Source organism: Mycobacteriales bacterium (assembly GCA_035690485.1).
In the GTDB taxonomy this organism is placed as follows: Bacteria; Actinomycetota; Actinomycetes; order JAFAQI01; family DASSKL01; genus DASSKL01.
The window spans coordinates 1-20,885 of the sequence record DASSKL010000096.1 but is presented as its reverse complement, the minus strand read 5'-3'; the positions used below and the strand labels follow the sequence as shown (position 1 = coordinate 20,885).

Here is a 20,885-nt window from a genome sequence, read left to right as displayed (position 1 = left end):
CGGGGCGACGTCCTTCGCCGACAGGCTGGAGCCGGCGTCGGCGTGCGCACCGCCGTGCCCGGAGGCGAGAGCCCCCTGCCGACCGCCCGCCGGGGTCGCTGCCGCGCCGGCGCCACGCGTGGCCGAGCGGGGCAGGGTCGGCGGCATCGCCGGCAGGTTGGCCACCTTCCCGTCGAGCGCCTCGTCGACGGGCGGCGTCGTGTTGGGGGCCGGGTCGGTGCCGACCGGGGGCGGCGCCAGGCCCAGCGCGGCCTTGGCGTAGTCCTCGGAGGTGGAGGGCGCCCGGTAGGGGCCGACCTGCTCGCGCGGGGTGCGGCTACGGATGCCGATCTTGTTGCCCAGCCAGACGACTGGGTCGTACTGCTTGTCGACGACGCGTTCCTTCATCGGGATGATGGCGTTGTCGGTGATGTGGATGCCCTCGGGGCAGACCTCGGTGCAGCACTTGGTGATGTTGCACATGCCGAGCCCGAAGTCGTCCTGCAGCGTCGCGCGGCGGTCGAGCGTGTCGAGCGGGTGCATGTCGAGGCCCGCGTAGCGGATGAAGAAGCGCGGCCCGGCGAAGACCTGCTTGTTCTCCTCGTGGTCACGCACCACGTGGCAGACGTTCTGGCAGAGGAAGCACTCGATGCACTTGTGGAACTCCTGGATGCGGTCGACGTCGCGCTGCTGCATCCGGTACTTGCCGCCGGAGTTGTCGCCCGCGGGCGTGAACGGCGGCACCCGCTTGGCCATCTCGTAGTTGTAGGACACGTCGGTGACCAGGTCGCGGACCACGGGGAACGTCCGCATCGGCGTCACGGTGATCGGCTCGGCCAGGTTGAGCGTCGAGAGCCGGGTCATGCACATCAGGCGCGGCCGGCCGTTGATCTCGGCGCTGCAGGAGCCGCACTTGCCGGCCTTGCAGTTCCACCGGACCGCGAGGTCGTTGGCCTGGGTGGCCTGCAGCCGGTGGATGACGTCGAGGACGACCTCGCCCTCCTGCCCCTCGACCCGGTAGGTGACGAACTCCCCGCCGTCCTGGTCACCGCGCCAGACGCGGAGGGTCAGCTCATGGGCCGGCATGCGATCAGTGCTCCTCGAACAGCTGCTTGAGGTCGTCGGGCATCTCGGGTAGCGGCTTGCGGTCGAGCTGCAGCTCCCCGTTGTTGGTCTGCGTGAGGACCAGGTTGATCTTGCCCCAGTGCTCGTCGGCGGTCGGGAAGTCGTCGCGCGTGTGCCCGCCGCGACTCTCCTGCCGCTCGAGGGCGGCCATCGCGATGCACTCGGAGACGGTCAGCATCGAGCGCAGGTCGAGCGCGAGGTTCCAGCCCGGGTTGAACTGCCGGTTGCCCTCGACCGCGAGGTTCTTCGCCCGCTCCTTCAGCGCGACGATCTCCTTCAGGGCGCTGCGCAGCTCGGACTCCGTGCGGATGATCCCGACCAGCTCCTGCATCGCCGCCTGCAGGTCGTACTGCAGCGTGTAGGGGTTCTCGCCGCGCTCCCGCTGGAACGGCAGGAGCGCCTCGGTCGCCGCCGCCTCCACCTGCCTGCCCTCGAGCTGGGGGGCACCGTGGGTGGCCGCGCGCTGGGCGGCGTACTCCCCGGCGCGCTTGCCGAAGACGAGCAGGTCGCCGAGCGAGTTGCCGCCGAGCCGGTTGGAGCCGTGCATGCCGCCCGCGACCTCGCCGGCGGCGAACAGACCCGGCACGATCGACTCCTGGGTGTCGGCATCGACCTCGACGCCGCCCATGACGTAGTGGCAGGTCGGGCCGATCTCCATCGGCTCCTTGGTGATGTCGACGTCGGCCAGCTCCTTGAACTGGTGGTACATCGACGGCAGCCGGCGGAGGATGTCCTCGGCCGGGCGCCGCGAGGCGATGTCGAGGTAGACGCCGCCGTGCGGGGTGCCGCGCCCGGCCTTGATCTCGGAGTTGATGGCCCGGGCCACCTCGTCGCGGGGCAGCAGCTCCGGCGGGCGGCGGTTGTTGATGTGGTCGTCGTACCAGCGGTCGGCCTCGGCCTCGTTGTCGGCCGTCTCCTCTTTGAAGTACTCCGGGATGTAGTCGAACATGAAGCGCCGGCCCTCGGAGTTGCGCAGCACGCCACCCTCACCGCGCACCGACTCGGTGACGAGGATGCCGCGCACCGACGGCGGCCAGACCATGCCGGTCGGGTGGAACTGCACGAACTCCATGTTGATCAGGGACGCGCCGGCGGCCAGCGCTAACGCGTGGCCGTCGCCGGTGTACTCCCAGGAGTTGGACGTGACCCGGAAGCTCTTGCCGATGCCGCCCGTGGCGAGGACCACCGACGGCGCCCGGAACGCGATGAACCGGCCCGACTCGCGCCAGTAGCCGAACGCCCCGGCGATTCCGTCGCCGTCCTTGAGCAGGCGGGTGATCGTGCACTCCATGAAGACGTCGACACCGAGGGCGACGGTCTTGTGCTGGAGGGTGCGGATCATCTCCAGGCCGGTGCGGTCGCCCACGTGCGCGAGCCGCGCGTAGCGGTGGCCGCCGAAGTCGCGCTGGCTGATCTTGCCGTCCTTGGTGCGGTCGAAGAGTGCGCCCCACTCCTCGAGCTCCCACACCCGCTCCGGCGCCTCCTGCGCGTGCAGCTGCGCCATGCGCCAGTTGTTGAGCATCTTGCCGCCGCGCATGGTGTCGCGGAAGTGGACCTGCCAGTTGTCCTCGGGCCAGACGTTGCCCATCGACGCCGCGATGCCGCCCTCGGCCATGACGGTGTGCGCCTTACCGAGCAGCGACTTGCAGACCACTGCGGTCTTGGCGCCGGACTCGTGCGCGGCGATCGCCGCCCGCAGGCCGGCGCCGCCGGCGCCGACGACGACGACGTCGTAATCGTGGGTCTCGAACTCGGCCATCAGAAGATCCAATGCGGGTCGTTGAACACACCGGCGGCGACGAGCCGGATGTAGAGGTCGGCCAACGCGATCCAGAGCATCGACGCCCAGGCCCACTCCTCGTGCCGGGCGTTGAGCTTGGACACGAGGTTCCACATGCGGTAGCGCACCGGGTGCTTCGAGAAGTTGTTGATGCGCCCCGCCGTGATGTGCCGGCAGGAGTGGCAGCCGAACGTGTAACCGGCGATGAGGATCGCGTTGATGACGAGTACGCCGGTGCCGACGCCGATGCCCACGCCCTGGGGGAACAGGAACGCCTCGGCGGCGTCGTAGGAGAGGATCCCGACCAGCAGCACGGCGAAGTACCAGGTGTAGCGGTGCAGGTTCATCCCGCTGAACGGGAACGACATCTCGCCGGAGTAGCGCTTGGCCGGCTCCGCGACGGCACACGCCGGCGGCGAGCCGAAGAAGGCCCGGTAGGTCGCCTTGCGGTAGTAGTAGCAGGTCGCCCGGAACAGTCCCGGGAAGGCCAGGATGATCAACGCGGGCGAGAAGTTGGCCGGGGCCGGCACGAAGTGCGGGTAGAGGTCGTCGACGCAGTGGTTGGCGATGCACGGCGAGTAGAACGGCGACAGGTAGGGCTTGACGAAGTAGTCCTGGTTCACGAACGCGACCCAGATGCCGTAGGCGGTGAACAGGCCGAGCCCGAGCCAGACCGACGCGGGGTAGGCCCACCAGGCGTCGTTGCGAAGGGTCCGCTGGCGGATCGCCGCGCGCCGACCACCGATGCTGCGACTCGCCGCCTCTCCCCTCGTGGTGGTCTGCGTCGTCATCGGCCGTCCTCTCGAGCTGCGTGCGATCCGGGCAGGATCATGCCAGGGCGAGAACGCTCTCCTTGTGCCCACCCCTGTCACGGACCGACCGACACCTGCGGCGTGTGACGCCCGTCACGCCCCCGGCACACCTATGGTGGAAGCCAGGACCGCCCGACGGCGTTGGATGGAGTGTGATGACACCGACCATCTCCAAGGAAGCGACCCTGACCCCAGCGGATCGTTGTGACCGTTGCGGCGCGCAGGCATTCGTGCGTGCCGTGCTGCCCGGTGGCGGCGACCTGCTGTTCTGCGCCCACCACGGGCGCCGTTTCGCCGACCGCCTCCGCGCCGTAGCGGTCGAGCTGCACGATGACCGCGGCGTCCTCGAGGGGCAGTTTCCCGACCTCGAGTAGCCCCCGGCTCTACGACGAAGGACCCGTGCGGCGATCCGCACGGGTCCTTCGTTTGTCGAGGTGCAAGCGCTCGGAAGCGTGGGCCTCAGGGGCGCAGCAGCGGCGCGAGGTCGGCGAGCTGGCGGTTGAGCCAGCGTTCGACGTCGTTGGACCGGACCACCTCGGCCGCCCCCGCCAGCCGGCGGCGGCGTTCCTCGACCGGCATGGTCAGTGCGGCGTACATGGCGTCGGCCGTCTGCTGGATGTCGAACGGGTAGACGGTGATCGCGTACTCGCCGAGCTCCTCGTGCGCCCCGGCGTTCTCCGACAGCAGCAGTACGCCGTCGCGCTCGTTCACGAGCACCGCCTCCTTCGCCACCAGGTTCATGCCGTCGTTGACCGCGTTGACCACCAGCACGTCGCACAGCGTGTAGCCCGCCACGGCGAACGCCAGGTCCTCCTGCAGCCGCAGGTCGATCGGCTGCCAGCCCTCGGCGTGGTGGCGGGCGTTGACCTCGGCGACCACCGCGCCGATCTGAGCGATGTAGTTGGAGTACTCCGGTACGTCGGTGCGGCTGGGCATCAGCGAGGCGAGGAACGTCACCCGCTCCCGCAGCTCCGGGTGGTCGGTCAGCAGCACGTCGAAGGCGCGGAAACCGCGCACGATGTTCTTCGACGGGTCGGTGCGGTCGACGCGCAGGATCAGCTTGCGGTCGCCGCCGACGTGGCGGGCGTACAGGACGGCCCGGTGCATCTCGACCTCGTCGGAGTCGCGCACCGCCATCAGCGCGTCGACGTCGACGGAGATCGGGTAGGCGCGGGCCGCACAACGCCGGTTGCCGACCTGCACGCAGTTCTCCCGCCAGTCGACCTCGAGGCCGAGCAGCTCCTGGGCACAGAGCAGGAAGTTTCGCGCGAACCGGTGGGTGTGGAAGGCGACCACGTCGCAGCCCAGCAGCCCCTGCATGATCCGGTCGCGCTCGTCGGGCGGCAGGATCCGCCAGGAGTCGGGGCTCGGCCAGGGAATGTGCACGAAATGGCTGATCACGGCGTCCGGGCAGCGCTCGCGGACCCGGCGACCCACCAGGTAGAAGTGGTAGTCGTGCAGCATCACCAGCGCCCGGCCGCCGCGCGCGAGCACCTCGTCGGCGACCGCGTCGGCGAACTGCGCGTTGACCGCGGCGTAGCCGTGCTCGAAGGCCGCCCGGGTCGCCGCAGTCAGCTCGGGTGAGGTGGCCCGGTCGTAGAGGCCGTGCTGGATGAACCACAGCAGCGGGTTGGCGATCACCGTGTAGAACTGCTCGTGGCGTTGCGGGTCGACCTCGACGTACTTCACGTTGAACGTCGGCCCCTCGGCCTCCTCCTCCGGCGGCACCAGCCGCGGTGCCGGCTCGAAGGCGATCTCGACCGGTGCGCCCTCGTGCTCGGCGGCGAGGACGGCGTCCTCGGGGGTCGAGGCAGCGCAGACCCAGACCTCGTCCTGCAGGTGCTCGGCCAGCCCCATGAGCGCCGTGACCAGCCCGCCGGCACTGCGCCGGATCGTCCGGCGCCCCCCGGCCGTACGCCGGAACGACGCGGGTCCCCGGTGCGAGAGCAGGACCACCGGCAGGTCCAGCGGGACATCGAGGGCCATGCGACAACACTGTCAGACGCGCGCCTGGGCGGCGTAACGGCCGCCGCGGCGGGTGACCCACAGAGGCAGCCCGAAACACGTCGAGAGAGCTCGCTCGGTCAGCACGTCGGCGAGCGGGCCGGCCGCGACGACCCGACCGCCGCGCAGCAGCAGGGCGTGGGTGAAGCCGGCCGGGATCTCCTCGACGTGGTGGGTCACGAGCACCAGCGTGGGTGACGCGGGGTCGGCCGCGACCCGCGCCAGCCGGCGCAGCAACGCCTCGCGCCCCCCAAGGTCGAGCCCGGCCGCCGGCTCGTCCATGACCAGCAGCTCGGGGTCGGGCATCAGCGCGCGGGCCAGCTGCACCCGCTTGCGCTCCCCCTCCGACAGGGTGCCGAACGTCCGGTCGACGAGCTGGCGGCAGCCGAGCTGCGCCAGCAGGGCGCGGGCCCGCGCCTCGTCGGCGGCGTCGTAGGTCTCGCCGCCACGACGCACCGCGGCGTAGGTCGCAGTGAGCACCACGTCGACCGCGCGCTCGTCGCGCGGCAGCTGCTCGGCGAGCGCGGCGCTGGACCAGCCGACCCTGGGCAGCAGGTCGTCGAGGTCGGCCTCGGCGAGGCTCTCGCCGAGCAGCCGGACGCTGCCCGCCGACGGCGCGATCATCCCGGTCGCGACCTGCAGCAACGTGGTCTTCCCCGCCCCGTTGGCGCCCAGCACCACCCAGCGCTCCCCCGCGCCGACACGCCAGTCCAGCGGGGCGAGCAGGACGGCGCCGTCTCGGCGTACGGTCACCCCGGACAACTCGAGGACAGCGTCGCCGGGCACGGGCCGAACCTACGGCACGGACGCACGCCGGCGGCGCACACACGGGAGGTGGCGCGCATGGTGGCGGTCGGCGAGCAGGCCCCGCAGTTCACGTTGCTCGACCAGGACGGCAACGACGTCAGCCTGTCGGACTACGCCGGCCGCTGGGTGGTCCTCTGGTGGTACCCCAAGGCATCGACCCCCGGTTGAACCCGGGAAGGCCAGGGGTTCCGTGATCGAGCCCCCGAGTTCGAGTCGGTAGACGCGGTCATTCTCGGCGCGTCGTTCGACACCCCCGCGGAGAACCTCGAGTTCCGCACGAAGCAAGGCTTCACCTTCCGGCTGCTCTGCGACGTGGACAAGGCGGTGGGCACGGCCTACGGCGCCGCCCGGCCGCCCGACGACGACTGGGCCGCCCTCCCGAAGCGGATCACCTTCCTGATCGCGCCCGACCAGACCATCGCGAAGACCTACGAGGTCACCGACGTCGCCGGCCACGCCGCCGAGGTGCTGGAGGACATCCGCGCGGCGAGCTGACGACCTTTCGGGGACTCCCCCACGTGCCGTGCCGGGGAGGAGGCAGACTAGGGCACGTGGAGACGATGTCGTGGGAGGCGCGCCGGCTGCGTGTCGCGATGGCGGTGCAGCGGGGCCAGCACGAGGCCGAGGTCGCGGCCCTGCAGGTCCGCATGTTTCGCCTCGAGGCCCGGCTCGGCAGCTACCTCGACAGCGAGCGGCAGGGACTGTCCCAGCTCGAGGCGCGGGTGGAGGATCTCGACCGCCGCGTCGCCGCGGCCGTCAGCCACGCCTCAGCTCGGCGCTCCGACGCGCCGATCGACCCGGATCTCGGCCCGGAGCTCGACCCCGACCTCGACCCCGGTCTCGGCCTCGCCGACGACGGCGGACCGGTGCGGCCGCCGGCGGTGCCGGCCCTCTCGTTCGACGGACCGGCGGGCGGCCGGGCGTTCGACGTGCTGATGGGCGGCGCCCCCGTCGCGAGCCGCTGACGCGAATCAGCGCAGCTTCGCGGCGACCTCGGTCCGGAAGAGGTCGAGGGTGTCGAGCGTGCGCTCGACCTGGCCCATGGTCCAGTCGGGCACGATGAACTCGTCGACGCCGACCGCGGCGTAGGCGCCGACCTGGTCGAGCATCTCCGCCGGAGTCCCGACCAGCTGCGGGAACCCGGAACCACCCGATCGGTGCTTGGCCAGCCGTTCCTCGTCGGTGCCGAGGTGCACCAGCGCCTGCGTGGATCGCCGAATGTCGGCGGGGTCGCGGCCGACGTCGGCGCAGTGCCGGTCGAGCACGGCGCTCTTGTGCGCGAACTGCTCCGGAGTGGTCCACGCGTTCCACTCGTCGGCGTGGCGAGCGGCGATCCGCAGCGTCCGCTTCTCGCCGCGGCCACCCACCAGAAGCGGAAGCCGTGGCTGCACCGGCTTCGGGTCGCACGGCGCGTCGGTGATCGTGTAGTGCGCGCCGGCGAACGTCGTCCGCTGCTCGTGCAGCAGCGAGCGAAGCACCGCGCACGCCTCCTCGAACCGGTCGAGCCGCTCGGTGGTCGACATCAGGTCGATGCCGTACGCCGCGTGCTCGTTCACCTGCCAGCCGGCGCCGAGACCCACGACCAGCCGCCCGCCGGACACGTGGTCGACGGTCGCCGCGATGTTCGCGAGGACGGCCGGGTGCCGGTAGAGGTTGCCCGTCACGAGGCTGCCGAGCCGCAGCCGCTCGGTGCGGGCGGCGAGCGCGGCAAGGACCGACCAGCACTCGAGGACCGGCCCGTCGAGCGGTTGCGCGCCGCCCGGGTCGTTGGGCATGAAGTGGTCGGCGGCGTAGGCGCCGTCCCACCCGGTGGCGTCGCAGTGGGCGACGATCGCAAGCACGTCGGACCACGGTCGGCCCGGACTCGGCCACACGCTGAATCGCATGGCGCGGACAGTACTTGCCGCGCGGCGCCGGGCAAGGCTCCGGCGGGTCGATGACCGCAGCCGGCGATCACTGCTGTCTATGGTGTGGGGCGCCATGTCATCTGCGCGCGCCGGCTCGGACGCCGAGGACCGGCCCACCAGCCATCGGCGCCGACGCGGAGACGCGGCGTTGCGAACCGGCCGGCGGGTCGTCGCGCTCCTGGCGGCCCCGCCGCTGATCGTGTGGCTGCTCTGCGGGCTGACGTTCAGCCTGAGCGCCGCGTCGGCAATCGCGTTCCCGCCGTACGCCGGGTTCGACGAACCGCAGCACGTCGACATGGTGGTGTCGCTGCTGGAGGGCGACGGCTGGCCCGCGCCCGGGCATCGCTACGTCGCCCAGGGCGTCGCCATCCCGTCGACGTACTTCTACAACCACCTGAACGTGCGGCCGTTCAGCAAGCTGCCGATCCCGCCGCGCGGCAAGCGGCCGTCGTTCGACCAGGAGGGCGGCGACAAGAGCTCCGGCGGCCTGCCGAACCAGATCGTGCAGCACCCACCGCTCTACTACGCGACGGCGGCGCTGCTCGTGCGGGCCTGGCCGGGCGCGTGGGATCAGATGCCGTTCACGCACTTCCTGTTCGCGCTGCGGCTGGTCAGCGCGTTCATCATCGCGTGGCTCCCGCTGCTGGCCTGGGGGCTCGCCCGGGCCCTTCGCGCGCCACCACCGGTCCCGGTAGCCGCGGCCGCGCTGACGCTCGCCGTGCCCGGAGTGATCCGGGTGGGCGGCATGGTCAACAACGACGGGCTGCTCGCGGTACTGACCGCAGCGGTGCTCATCGGTGCGGTCCGGATCGGTCGCGGCGACCTGTCCTGGCGCACGGCGGCGTGGTCCGGCGTGCTGCTCGGGCTCGCGCTGCTGACCAAGGGCTTCGCACTGACGCTGGTGGTCGCGATGCTGCTCGCCTACGCCGTCGCCTGGTGGCGGCACCGGGCATTCGCGTGGCGTCCGCTGCTGGTGTGCTGGGGCGTCGGCTTCGTCGTCGGCGGCTGGTGGTGGTTGCGCAACCTGGTGCTTTACGGGCAGATCCAGCCCCAGGGCTACGGCGTCGATGCCGTCCAGCAGATCCGCGGTCCCCGGCTCGCCCACCGGCCCCCGGTCGGGCACTTCCTGTCGACGATCGAGGACCTGGTCCCGCGGAGCTTCTTCGAACCGACCGGCGCAGCGGGCTTCGCCACGCTGTCGCGGGCCACCGCGCTGCTGCTCGCGTTCACCACCGTCGCCCTGATCGCCGTCTCGCTGATCGCGGGGGTACGCCGGCACGGGTCGCGGCTGCTGCTCCTGCTGATCCTGCTGCCGCTCGGCTTCTACCTCGTGCTGATCACGGCCGGGAGCGCGTCGGTCTACTTCCACTACGGCACCACCCCGGGGCTGCAGGGTCGCTACCTCTACGGGCTGGTGCCGTCGCTGGCCGTCCTGGCGGCCGTCGCGGTCGACGCGCTGCTCACCGCCGGCGGCCGGGGCCCGCGCGATGTCGTGCGGTGGACCACCCTGCTGGTCGTGCCCGGATGTCTCGCGGCCGCGGCGGCGATCGAGGTGCACGCTTTCGCGTCGCTGGTCAACTCCTTCTGGGCCGCAGGGCCCCACACGCCGATCACCGACGACATGTCGAACATGCTGGTCGTCGCGCCGTGGTCGCGCTGGTACTCGCTCTCCCCCTTCATCGCCGCCGGCGCCGTCACGATCGCCATCGCCGCCGCGGTGGTCGTACGGCTGCGCCGCCGTGCCGCTGCTGCGGACGACGACGACGCCGACCTCGATCCAGCGCTCGCGCCGGAGGGCGCGCAGGCCTGAACGTCGTCACTCTGCGTGGGCGATGTTTCACTCACGGCCGTCAGGGGGCACAATGCGCGCAAAAGCCACATCGAGGCCATACCGCGGGGGTCCCCATGAAGCGCGCCGTTGTCGTCGCAGCGATCGCTGCTCCGTTGCTCGTCATCCCGACCACGGCGTTCGCCGACGTGGGTTCGAGCCTCACCGGCACTGTCAGCGGCACCACGTCGACCGTGACGAGCACGGTCGCGCCCTCGGGCAGCACGACATCGGCCGGGGACACGTCGACGTCGGGCAGCACGCTCACCTCCGCCGTGTCGACCGTCACCTCGACGGTGAGCACGGTGACCGGTGCGACCACGGCTCCGCAGCTCGTCCCCGCCCCCACGACCCTCACCGATGCCGCGCCCGCGGCGTCGAGCTCGACGCTGGCCCTGCCGGCCGGCACGACGTCGCCGTCGGCCACCGCGACCGCCTCGCCCGCGCCCGACGGCACGGCGGAGGCCTACGCGGCGAACGTAAGCGGCGTCATCGCGATCGCCCACTCGTCGGCCACCGCGACGAGTGACCAGTCGAAGACGTCGTCCACCGCCGACCCGCTCGAGCTCGGTGGGCAGACCGTCGTCGGCGGCACGGCCAAGGGCGCCAACGACCACAAGAACGGCACCCTCCTCGGCGCAGGTGACAACCCGCTGGCCCCGCTCGGGCTTGCGGCGATGCCCTACGACGCGCGCACGCAGACCCAGGGCGACACGTGGACCGCGACCAGCTCGGCGTCGCTGCTGACCCTGATGCTGCCGTCGGCGCTCTTCCTCGACGTGCTGCACAGCGAGTCGACCGCGTCCTACACGCAAGGCAGCCCCGACACGTCGAGCGGCTCGACCACCAGCTACGGCGTACACCTGGTGGCGGGCAGCGACAAGAGCGACGCCGACTGCTCCGACAACAGCTGCCTGAGCCTCTACCTGCTCTACGCGCACACCGACAGCAGCGGCAAGGGCTCCGCCTACATCGCCAACGTCAACGGCAACCAGATCGTCGACAACCAGCAGGTCGGGGGGCAGTGCGACATCCCGCTCAACCCGCTGATCGAGCTGATCTGCGTCTACGCCAAGGCGGGCACGGGGTCGTTGCCGACGGAGACCGCCGCGGTGCTGACCGGCACCTCCCAGTCCGGCCTGCCGGCGATCGGCGTGGTAACCGGTTCCTCCACGCCGGCCAAGGGCACCACCGCCACCGTTCCGGCCAGCCAACAGCAGGGCGCGACGGTCCCCGGCCGGTCGGGCAACCCGGGCCAGTCGGGCAACGCGGGTCAGACCGGCGGCCAGTCCGGCAACGCCGGCCAGACCGGCAGTGCGGGTCGGTCGGGCAACCAGGGCACCGAAGTTGCCCCGGCCGCCACCGGACCGCTGCCGTTCACGGGGTTCGACGCACGGCTGGTCGCGCTGCTGGCGTTGCTGCTCGTGGGTTGCGGCGTGGCAGTGCGCCGCACCGGCCGCCCGCTGGCCTGATCGATCAGAGGGTCTCGGTGGCCTTCCACTCCAACGGGAAGGCCACCCGCGGGCCGAGCCCCTTCAGGTCGACCTCGCGCGGCTCGCCGAACCTGAACTCCCGCGACCCGGCGGCGAGTTCGCGGGCGAGCGTCGACACCAGGATCTCGTCGGGGCCGGCCGCGTCGGTGAGCCGGCTGGCGAGGTTGACCGCCTGACCGATCAGGTCGGTGCCGTCGTGGACCACCTCTCCGGCGTGCAACCCGATGTGCAGGCGCACCTCCTCCCCGCCGGGGTGCACCCGGCGTACCGCCTGCTGCACCGCGGCCGCGCAGCGAAGTGCTCGGGCGGCGCTGGTGAAGACGACCATGAAGCCGTCGCCGTTCGCCTTCACCACCTGGCCGTCATGGGCGGCCACCTCGGCGCGCACGATCCGGTTGTGCTCGGCGAGCAGGCGGTGCATGGCCACGTCGCCGAGGCGTTCGGTCAGCTCGCTGAACGCGCACACGTCGCTGAACATGATCGTGACGGTGCCCTCGGGCACCGTGGCGCCCGCCTCCGGCTGGTGGGACACGCCCCGGACGGGGCCCGCGCCGTTGGGCGGGAACATGCCATGGCCCGTCGGTGCCCCGGGGACTCCGGGGACTCCGTGGACTCCGTGGACTCCGGGCACCGGCATTCCCGGGACGGTGGGGACGCCGGGCATCGGCGGCATGCCGGGGACGGCCGGGGTCTCGTCCTTCTCCCCCGCACCCTTGGAGCGCACCTCGACGCCGCCCATGATCGGAAAAGCCCGGACCACGATCCGTGGCGAGCCTGGCAACACGGGGACGTCGGCGATCTGCAGGCGTTTGCCGCCCATGATCGGCAGCCCGGTGAGCTCCACGTCGACGCCCTCCGGGACGATGATGTGGACCCCGCCCATGAGTGCGACCGCGGTGACGACGACCTCGGGCTCGTCGATGACCGCCCGCCGGAAGTCGAGGTAGCAACCGCCCATGAGGGCGACCGCGTTGACGCGGGCACCCGTGCGCCACCGGCCACGCGCCTCGGCTCCACTCATGACGGCCACGAACCACCGGCGTACGCGTCCCTTCGCCGGCACCGGCGCGGAGCCAGTCGGGAGGTCCGCGAGCACGGCATCGAGGTCGGCCCGGGTCACGGCGCCCAACGCCTGACCCACGCGTTCGCTGAACTCGTCGAGGGTGAGCCGACCCTCGGCCGCATGCTGGCGCAGCTGGGCGATCGCGAGATCACGGTCCGCGTCCGAGACGCGGACGTCGCCGGTCCCCCCGAGGGCGTCGCTCATGAAGGCATCCTCCGTGGGCGCGTCGCCGTGTGCAACGGAGGCACGCAATGATGCACCTGACGTCCGGGCACGCAGCGAAGGGGCAGCGCCATGGCATGGGACTTTTCGACCGAGCCGAAGTTCCAGGAGAAGCTCGACTGGGTCGCCGAATTCTGCAAGAACGAGATCGAGCCGCTCGACCTCGTCTTCCCGTTCGCAGTGCGCGCGCGCGACCCGAAGATCAGGGCGCTGGTCGACCCGCTGAAGCAGCAGGTGAAGGACCAGGGGCTCTGGGCCGTCTTCCTGGACAAAGAGCTGGGCGGGCCCGGGTTCGGCCAGCTCAAGCTCGCGCTGCTCAACGAGATCCTCGGCCGTTACGGCTCCGCGCCGGCGATCTTCGGCTGCCAGGCGCCCGACACCGGCAACATGGAGATGCTCGCGGCCTACGGCACCGACGAGCAGAAGGAGCGCTGGCTCAAGCCGCTGATGAACCAGGAGATCTGGTCGGCCTACTCGATGACCGAGCCGCAGGGCGGGTCCGACCCCAACCTGTTCAAGACCCACGCGGTGCGGGACGGCGACGAGTGGGTCATCAACGGCGAGAAGTGGTTCACCAGCGCGGCGCGGGTCGCCGACATCCTCTTCGTCATGTGCACCAACGGCATGTTCGTGGTGCCCAAGGACACGCCGGGCGTGGAGATCCAGCCCTACCCGTCGTCGCACAACTGGGTGAAGTACGTCGACGTGCGGGTGCCCCTCGACCACCTGCTCGGCCCGGAGAACGGCGCGAAGGTGCTGGCGCAGCGGCGGCTAGGCGGCGGCCGCATCCACCACGCCATGCGCACGATCGCCCAGTGCAAGCTGGCCTTCGACATGATGTGCGAGCGGGCGCTGTCACGCGAGTCGCACGGCAAGGTCATCGGTGAGCACCAGATGGTGCAGGAGGCGATCGCCGACTCCTACGCCGAGATCCACATGCTCCGGCTGCTGGTGCTCTGGACCGCTTGGACGATCGACAACTCCTCGACGCAGGAAGCGCGGACGCAGATCGCCGCGACGAAGTACACGATGGCGAAGGTGCTGCGTGACGTGTCCTTCCGGGCGCTGCACATCCTCGGCTCGCTGGGCACGACGAACCTGACCCCGATCCAGCAGATGTACGCCTCCGCGCCGACGATGGGCATCGCCGACGGCGTCGACGAGGTGCACAAGGTCACCGTCGCCCGCAACGTGCTGTCGCAGTACCGCCCGCACGAGGGGCTGTTCCCGACCGAGTTCATCCCGGCCAAGCGCGAAGAGGCCCGCAAGAAGTACGCCGACCTGTTCGCCCAGGACCCGGACATGGAGAAGTACGCCGAAGGGATGCAGAAGCTGCTCGCCCGCCATTAGTCCAGGGCCGCGGGTCCGCGTCCGGGTTCACCCGGGATCCGCCGGTGAGACGGCGCCGGGTCGATGTGCGCCGGGTCAGTCGGCGACCCGCACGGCCAGCGCGGGCTTGATGCCGGCCGCCCGCCGGGCCGGGGCGAGGGTCGCGGCCAGGGAGGCGACCAGCGTGACGCCGAGCAGGGCGGCGATCGACCCCCAGGCGATGGGGAACCCGGTCTGGACGCTCTCGAACGCGGCGCTCTTCTGGTACATGAGCCACGTTGTCAGCACGCCGAGCACGCAACCCAGCACTATGCCTTCGACAGCCACCAGGGTGCTCTCGGCGAGGAACGACCGGGCCACCGTGCGTGCGCGCACTCCGAGCGCGCGCAGCACACCCACGGTCCGGCGGCGCTCCCGCACGGCGCGCACCATCACGACGCCGAGCCCGGTCACCCCGATGAGCAGGCCGAGCGCCAGGAACCCCTGCATGAGCCGGAAGAACGCGGTGTTCGCGGCGAAGACCCGCCGGATGCTGTCGTCGAGCGGCGTCGCGACGAGCGACGAGGCGAGGAACCGGCCCTGCAGGCGGGTGGCGAGCTGCCGGGCGTCCACGCCCGGTCGCAACCGGAGCAGCGCGGCGGAGACCTTCGCCCCGGCGCCGAACTGTTCCTGGACCGCGCCGGTGGAGGCGACGATCGGATACGCCGTGCCGCCGTCGCTCGTCGCCGGGTAGAACACGATGCCGTGGCGGAGGATGCCCGCGATCCGCTTGGTCTCGGTCCGGCCGCTGACCGGGTCGGTGACCCGGAAGGTGTCGCCCGGCTCGTAGGACCGGCCCGGCGGGCCGCCGGTCGATCCGTAGACCGCGTCGATGGCCACGTAGGACGGGTTGCGCGCGATCAGGTCCCACACCGCCCGGTCGGAGGCCAGTAGCGGCATCCGTCGGTCGAACGGCATCGCGTCGATGCTGCCGCCCGGCATCCCGACGACGACCGCGCGGATCGGCGCGTCGGTGCGGTGCCCGGGGTCCGAGGACTGGGCGGCAGCGGACAGGATCGGCGCCACCTCGCTCACCTGGTCGGCCAGGGCCGGCCCGCGCAGCGCGGCCAGCGTCTGCGCCGAGACGGCCGGGTTGACGTCGACCCGCAGGCCGAATCCCGCCGTTGCGTTGCGGATCGTGGCGTCGATGCTGCCGTTGATGACGCCGGAGATCTCGGCGAGCAGCACCAGCACCAGGGTGATGAGCGTGTACATGACCAGCGTCGCGCCGGTGCGGAACCGCTTCGCGAGCGGATAGGCGACGGCCAGGCGCACGGCCAGCCCGTTCTGGGTCGAGCGCTCGAGCAGCCGGCGTACCGGCCAGAGCAGCAGCCCCTGGTTGCGGCTGACGAGGACGACGGACGAGAACGCGAGCAGCGAGCCGAGCACCACGAACACCGACATCGAGGGGGTGTCGAAGATTCCGGGACGTACGACGGTGGCCACGAGCGTCCAGGTGAGCACCGTCCCCGCAGCGACGGTGCCGGCCGCGCCGCCCACCACCCGCTGCAGCACCGGGATGGCGAAGAGCACGGCCATCGACGGCAGCAGCAACGTGGGCACGCCGGAGCTGCTGATGACGGCCGGGACGGCGAGCGCCGCCGTGGCCACAGCCGCGAGGCTGCCGCCGACGAGCAGGCCGCGACGGCCGCGCGCGCTCACCGACGGGGGCAGATCGCGGATGGCGCCGATGATGTTGAAGCGGCTGATCTGTGCCGCGGTGAGCAGGATCGTGAGCGCGGAGATGACCAGGCCGAGCGCCGCGCCGTTGATGAGGCTCGTGGGGGTGACGGCGAAGGAGACGGCCAGGCCAGTCGCATCGGAGGACCACGTCCGGAACACCTGCGCCGCCACCAAGGCCACGCCGTAGCCGACGCCGAGCCCCAGCAGGATCCCCGGCACCACCGAGGTGACTGCGTAGGTGGCTCCCTCCAGCATCAGCGCGCCGACGAGACGAGACCGGCTCATGCCGAGGGCGCGCAGCATGCCGAGCTGCGACTTCCGCTCCTCGGCAAGCATCACGAAGATGTTCACGAGCAGCAACGAGCCCGCGATGATGCTGAAACTGCCGATCATGAGGAACAGCGCGCCCAGCGTGTCTCCGGTCTGCCGAGCGTTGTCCAGCACGGTGTGCTTCGGGCTGTCGATGGTGACCACTGCGGCGGCCGGCCCCAGTGCGCTGCGCATGTCCCGCAGGACTGCCGACGTGAGCCGGTCCCCGGTCTCGACCCCGCCCCGGTTGGACACCAGCGCCACCGTGGCGACCCCCGGCCCGGTCGTCAGGGAGCCCGGGGCCAGGAAGACGTTGCGGTTGACGGCTGCGCCGAGCCCCATGCCGGCCAGGCCTCGCTCGGGCACGATCCGCGCGACGGTCACCTGTCTCGGCAGGCCGCCGACATAGAGCGTGAGCGGCTCGCCGACGTGCAGGGCCAGGCTGGTCGCCAGCGGCTCGTTGACGACGGCCGTGCCCGGTCGGGCCTTCGGACCGGAGAGGCCGGGGTCACCCCCAGCCTTCCCGAAACCGGCCGCCGCGGACAGGTCGAGGTCCCACGCGAGCACCCGAGGTTCGGCCGTCGCGGTGGACCCGCTGCCCGTCGTGGCCGCGGCCTGGGTGACCAGACCACTCAGCACGCCGTCGACCGAGGGGTCGCCGGCGAGCGGGCGGAGCCGGGCGGTCAGCGTCGCGCCGACGGCCGGATCGGTCGCCACGACGCGCTCGTCGATCGGGCCGAGCGTGCGGTAGGCGGCGTCGCGCACGGAGTGGTTGAGCGTGTCACCGACGATCAGCGCGCCGACGATGATGGCGGTGCCCAGCACCGACCCGGTGACGACCAGCGCCGCCTCGGTCCGGCGGCGGGCGACCTGGCGGAAGGCCAGCCGGCGTGAGACCGGCTGGCGGATCAGCAGGACCAGTAGCCCGGTGAGGCTGACCGCCACCAGGATCAGCAGGGGTCCCCGTAGCCCGGGATACACGGCCGCTCACCCGACGGGGAGGGCGACCGCGACCGGTGGCCCCGCTCTGCGGCGTACGTCATCCACCAGCGTGCCGTCGTGCATCCGCAGCAGCCGCGGCAGCCGCTCGCCGATGCCGCCGTCGTGCGTGACGAGCACGATCGTCTGCCCGTCATCCCGGTTGAGCTCGATCAGCAGGTCCATGACGCGCTCAGCCATCGCCGAGTCGAGGTTGCCGGTCGGCTCGTCGGCCCAGACCAGTGCGGGCCGGGCGACGAGGGCCCGCGCGATCGCGACCCGCTGCTGCTCCCCGCCGGACATCTCGTTGGGGCGGTGCTCGGCGCGATGGCCGAGCCCGACGCGCTCCAGCATCTCGCGGGCCCGCGCCCGTGCCTCGGCGGCGGGCACCCCGGTGAGTAGCAACGGGATCTCACAGTTCTCCTCCGCGGAGAACACAGGGATCAGGTTGAACGCCTGGAAGACGAAGCCCATCGCCCGGGCCCGGTGGTCGGTGCGCTTCCGGTCGGACATCGCGAACAGGTCGCGACCCTGCACGAGCACCCGACCGCCGTCGATGTCGTCGAGACCGGACAGGCAGTTGAGCAGCGTGGTCTTGCCGGACCCGGACGGGCCCATCACCCCGACGAGCTCGCCCGCGTCGACCTGCAGGTCCAGCCCGCGCAGCGCCTCCACCTCGATGGTGCCCGTGCGGTAGACCTTGCGGACACCCTCGGCGACGAGCAGTGGCTCCGGCGCGATCACGTCTTCACGCTCACCCGGCCGGGCACGCTGGCGGCAAGGCCGGCACCCCACTGCCGCGCGCGCTCGCACTCACCCGCGTCGAGGAGGCTGGCCCTGGTGACGAAGAAGCTCTCCGGCGCCGCGACCGGGCGACCACCCAGCCGCTTCAACGAGCGCAGGATGCGGCGAGACGCGCGCCCGGTGAAGAACGCCGGACCGTGCATCCTGGTGTCGAACGCCGCGACCGCGGTGGCGAGGTCCGGGCGCCCGGCAAGCCATTCGCGCAGCCCTGCGGCCTCCGCGCCGGGCTCGAACGCCACGCCGCTGCCGGGCTTGCGGGCCATCTCGTCCGCTGCCTGGCGCGAGCGGGGACCGCTCATGCCGTGCACGTGGGTCGGGCCGCCGACCACCAGCAGGTCGGCATCGCCCCACACCGCCGGGGTGACCTCGCCGACGGGCACGACCACGACCTCGCCGGCCGGGCCGAGCCCCTCGGCGATCGCGGTGGCGACACGGCGGGTGTTTCCGAACATCGACTCGTAGACGACGACCGCCTTCATGGCGCACCTCCTGGTCGAGTGCTCACCCCAGACTCACGCCGTACGCCGCGGCGGCGACAGGGCAGAAGGTCCCGCACGCCGACCCCGTGCGGCCCGTCCGGCCGGCTACCGGCGTTCGGTCTCGCGGTAGTAGTGGCGCCAGATCAGCCGGTAGACGGGGATCCCGCGAGGGATCGAGCGCAGGCCCGGGATGAACGGCACGAGGAGCAGCAGCACGGTCGCCGCGCCGGTCAGGTAGATCGCGATGAGGTCGATGTTGCTGTTGGCGTCGATGCCGGGCACGTGGTACCAGAGCTGGTAGAGCCACAGCCACGGCTGACCGGGGTAGCTGCCGGTCTCGTTCATCACGCCCCACTGCGTGCCCTGCAGGTGCTCCGCAGCGGCCTGGTCGGCGTAGTAACCGCCGTCCGCCGGGAACAGCAGCGCGCGGGTCAGGTCGGTCCCGTAGAAGGGCTGGCCGGACAGCAGACTGGCGTCGAGCGCACCGTCGCGGGCAAGAGTGAGCTCGGCCGTCATCAGCTCGGGCACCGGCCCGTAACTGCCGGGTGAGACCGTCGGCGTCCCGTTCGGGAAGGTCACCTTCTTGGCGGCCGCGTCCGCGTAGTTGTTGGCCCAGGTGCTCCGCTGCGTGGCCGGCGCGGCGTCCCACCGGACCAGGGCGTCGTGCAGCGTCGGGTCGTGACCGGCCGAGGCACGCAGCGGGTCGAGCACGAACATCTTCTGCGGGTTCACCGGGTAGAGGACGCCCGCCATCCGTTGCCAGGAGACACCGAGTCCCTGCACGGCACCGTCACCGTGGTTGTACGGCGGGCCGTAGGTGGCGGAGAACGACGTCCCGGCAAGCTCCGTCGCGGCGGTCCCGACGAAGTCGTCGGGCGCCGCGGCGGCCCACTGCCGCACGGTTATCTGCGGCTTGTCGGGCGACGACAGGATGGCGGCCAAGGCCACGGTGGCAAGAGCGACCACGGCAGTGGCGGCCAGCGCCTCGCGGATCAGGTCGTAGCTGCGGCGCGGACCTCGCCACTCGGCGGCGTCGTCAGCCTTGACCTGCCGGCGTCCGAGGCGGGTGCGACCGCCGTCGATCAGCCGGCCGAGCGCATCTCGACCACTGCGCGGCGGGAACGGGTGCACGACGCCGCGGTGGCGGACGAGCAGGATGTGTACGCCGACCAGTGCAAGCAGCACCAGCGGGACCAGCACGATGTGCCAGAGCAGCATCTGGCCGAATCGCATGACATTCCAGAAGCCGCCGACCCCTGCGGCGTTGAATGCGTCCTTGCCGTTGGTCGCGATCCACTGCGAGTCGAAGTTCTGCTGCGACACGTAGCCGGTGAAGCACTCGACGACAGAGACCAGGAACGCCAGGACCCCGGTGATCCACGTGCGGGCCCGGCGGCCACGCCAGGCAGCCATCCAGAACTTGCCCCAGAGATGGACGACCATGAACGCCATGAATAGCTCGACGCTCCACAGGTGCATGCTGTTGAAGAAGTGGCCGACCGAGTTCGTGTGCCACCAGTCGACGCCACCGAGAGCGATCAGCGCGCCGGACAGGATCGCCATCACCAGCGCCGCGAGGCTGGCCACGCCGAACACGTAGATCCAGGACGCGACGTACGACGGCTGGTGCTCGGGAAGCAGTCGGTCCGGCGGCAGCCAGCGCAGCGCGATCCGCCGGGTCCGCCCGGTCCAGGACGTCGCCGTCCCGGTCTCGGGTGGCCCTGTCCCGCCACCGAGCGACGCCTCGGCGGGGTCGGCGGCCGGCTCGACCGGGCGCCCGGCGGGGAACCGCAAGCCAAGGGCGGCGACGAAGAGCAGCACCATCGCGATGATCACGCCCAGGTTGGCGGCCGAGATCTCGAAGACCGACCAGTGCAGGTAGGTGCCCGGCCCGTTGAGATCGACCGGCGCTGCGACCACGTGTGTCGCGGAAGCCAGCTGCGACATGTCTCACCTCCCCCTCGCCGCGCGGTCCGGTCAGGACCGCGGCGGTCCACCGAATCGGGCGCTAGTGGTCCGTCGTCGTATTGATCTGGCGGGTTAAGGCTGCTCGGCCTCGTTGGACCTTGGCGATGATGTCTTCGGCGGGGGCTTCCAGATGACGGGCTGGGGGTCGGTGTTCCAGTGCGCGGCCCAGTCCCGGATGGCCGTTTCGAGTTGCGCCACGCTGGTGAAGACGCCGCGGCGCAGCATGCGGTCGGTGAGTTCTTTGAACCAGCGTTCGACCAGGTTGGTCCACGAGCT

17 protein-coding genes and 1 pseudogene are annotated in these 20,885 nt (G+C 71.4%); 6 read left to right on the top strand and 12 right to left on the bottom strand.

Annotated features, from left to right (window positions below):
- Positions 1 to 318: 318 nt before the first annotated feature.
- The 3 genes and pseudogenes from VFJ21_14675 to VFJ21_14665 all read right to left on the bottom strand — a co-directional run bounded on the left by VFJ21_14675 (position 319) and on the right by VFJ21_14665 (position 3,675).
- Positions 319 to 1,065, bottom strand: a pseudogene (locus tag VFJ21_14675) (succinate dehydrogenase/fumarate reductase iron-sulfur subunit).
- A gap of 4 nt (positions 1,066 to 1,069) precedes the next feature.
- The gene (locus VFJ21_14670; protein ID HET7408364.1) at positions 1,070 to 2,863 is read right to left on the bottom strand and encodes a fumarate reductase/succinate dehydrogenase flavoprotein subunit; all 1,794 of its coding nucleotides are present in this window, start codon (positions 2,861 to 2,863) and stop codon (positions 1,070 to 1,072) included.
- Positions 2,863 to 3,675, bottom strand: a complete 813-nt coding sequence (locus VFJ21_14665) for a hypothetical protein (protein HET7408363.1) — start codon at positions 3,673 to 3,675, stop codon at positions 2,863 to 2,865. The genes VFJ21_14670 and VFJ21_14665 overlap by 1 nt, the downstream gene beginning before the upstream one ends.
- A 176-nt stretch (positions 3,676 to 3,851) precedes the next feature.
- On the opposite strand from VFJ21_14665, the gene VFJ21_14660 reads away from it, so the two are divergent.
- Positions 3,852 to 4,070, top strand: a complete 219-nt coding sequence (locus VFJ21_14660) for a hypothetical protein (protein ID HET7408362.1) — start codon at positions 3,852 to 3,854, stop codon at positions 4,068 to 4,070.
- An 85-nt stretch (positions 4,071 to 4,155) separates the two neighbouring features.
- On the opposite strand, the gene VFJ21_14655 is transcribed toward VFJ21_14660, so the two are convergent.
- Complete coding sequence (locus VFJ21_14655; GenBank protein ID HET7408361.1) at positions 4,156 to 5,682, bottom strand: trehalose-6-phosphate synthase; 1,527 nt, start codon at positions 5,680 to 5,682, stop codon at positions 4,156 to 4,158.
- Positions 5,683 to 5,694: 12 nt separating this feature from the next.
- Positions 5,695 to 6,486, bottom strand: coding sequence for an ATP-binding cassette domain-containing protein (locus VFJ21_14650; protein ID HET7408360.1), 792 nt, complete (start codon positions 6,484 to 6,486; stop codon positions 5,695 to 5,697).
- A gap of 57 nt (positions 6,487 to 6,543) precedes the next feature.
- Between VFJ21_14650 and VFJ21_14645 the strand changes: the two genes are divergently transcribed.
- Together VFJ21_14645 and VFJ21_14640 are read left to right on the top strand one after the other, a co-directional pair.
- Positions 6,544 to 7,002 (top strand): peroxiredoxin, encoded by a 459-nt coding sequence (locus VFJ21_14645; protein HET7408359.1) that lies wholly within the window; start codon positions 6,544 to 6,546, stop codon positions 7,000 to 7,002.
- A gap of 56 nt (positions 7,003 to 7,058) precedes the next feature.
- Entirely contained in the window at positions 7,059 to 7,472 is a 414-nt protein-coding gene (locus VFJ21_14640; GenBank protein ID HET7408358.1) for a hypothetical protein, read from the top strand.
- A gap of 6 nt (positions 7,473 to 7,478) precedes the next feature.
- Here the strand turns inward: VFJ21_14640 and VFJ21_14635 are convergent, their stop codons facing one another.
- Entirely contained in the window at positions 7,479 to 8,393 is a 915-nt protein-coding gene (locus tag VFJ21_14635; protein ID HET7408357.1) for a TIGR03560 family F420-dependent LLM class oxidoreductase, read from the bottom strand.
- Between the two features lie 94 nt (positions 8,394 to 8,487).
- On the opposite strand from VFJ21_14635, the gene VFJ21_14630 reads away from it, so the two are divergent.
- Positions 8,488 to 10,224, top strand: a complete 1,737-nt coding sequence (locus tag VFJ21_14630; protein ID HET7408356.1) for a glycosyltransferase family 39 protein — start codon at positions 8,488 to 8,490, stop codon at positions 10,222 to 10,224.
- A 95-nt stretch (positions 10,225 to 10,319) separates the two neighbouring features.
- Positions 10,320 to 11,714 carry a hypothetical protein gene (locus tag VFJ21_14625; GenBank protein ID HET7408355.1) on the top strand — a complete coding sequence of 465 codons (1,395 nt, stop codon included), beginning with the start codon at positions 10,320 to 10,322 and terminating at the stop codon, positions 11,712 to 11,714.
- A gap of 4 nt (positions 11,715 to 11,718) precedes the next feature.
- Here the strand turns inward: VFJ21_14625 and VFJ21_14620 are convergent, their stop codons facing one another.
- Complete coding sequence (locus tag VFJ21_14620) at positions 11,719 to 13,002, bottom strand: DUF1707 domain-containing protein (protein ID HET7408354.1); 1,284 nt, start codon at positions 13,000 to 13,002, stop codon at positions 11,719 to 11,721.
- A 90-nt stretch (positions 13,003 to 13,092) separates the two neighbouring features.
- Here VFJ21_14620 and VFJ21_14615 point away from each other — a divergent pair, with 90 nt between their 5' ends.
- Positions 13,093 to 14,370 (top strand): acyl-CoA dehydrogenase family protein, encoded by a 1,278-nt coding sequence (locus VFJ21_14615; protein HET7408353.1) that lies wholly within the window; start codon positions 13,093 to 13,095, stop codon positions 14,368 to 14,370.
- A 75-nt stretch (positions 14,371 to 14,445) separates the two neighbouring features.
- Here VFJ21_14615 and VFJ21_14610 read toward each other — a convergent pair whose 3' ends face one another.
- The 5 genes from VFJ21_14610 to VFJ21_14590 all read right to left on the bottom strand — a co-directional run.
- The gene (locus tag VFJ21_14610; protein HET7408352.1) at positions 14,446 to 17,361 is read right to left on the bottom strand and encodes an FtsX-like permease family protein; all 2,916 of its coding nucleotides are present in this window, start codon (positions 17,359 to 17,361) and stop codon (positions 14,446 to 14,448) included.
- Positions 17,362 to 17,367: 6 nt separating this feature from the next.
- Positions 17,368 to 18,102 (bottom strand): ABC transporter ATP-binding protein, encoded by a 735-nt coding sequence (locus VFJ21_14605; GenBank protein HET7408351.1) that lies wholly within the window; start codon positions 18,100 to 18,102, stop codon positions 17,368 to 17,370.
- On the bottom strand, positions 18,099 to 18,641 hold the full coding sequence (locus VFJ21_14600) for a flavodoxin (GenBank protein ID HET7408350.1): 543 nt from the start codon (positions 18,639 to 18,641) through the stop codon (positions 18,099 to 18,101). The genes VFJ21_14605 and VFJ21_14600 overlap by 4 nt, the downstream gene beginning before the upstream one ends.
- Positions 18,642 to 18,746: 105 nt before the next feature.
- Positions 18,747 to 20,588: a cytochrome b N-terminal domain-containing protein gene (locus VFJ21_14595; protein ID HET7408349.1), complete on the bottom strand. Its 1,842-nt coding sequence runs from the start codon at positions 20,586 to 20,588 to the stop codon at positions 18,747 to 18,749.
- Between the two features lie 93 nt (positions 20,589 to 20,681).
- On the bottom strand, positions 20,682 to 20,885 hold a 204-nt coding region (locus tag VFJ21_14590), incomplete at its 5' end, for a hypothetical protein (protein HET7408348.1).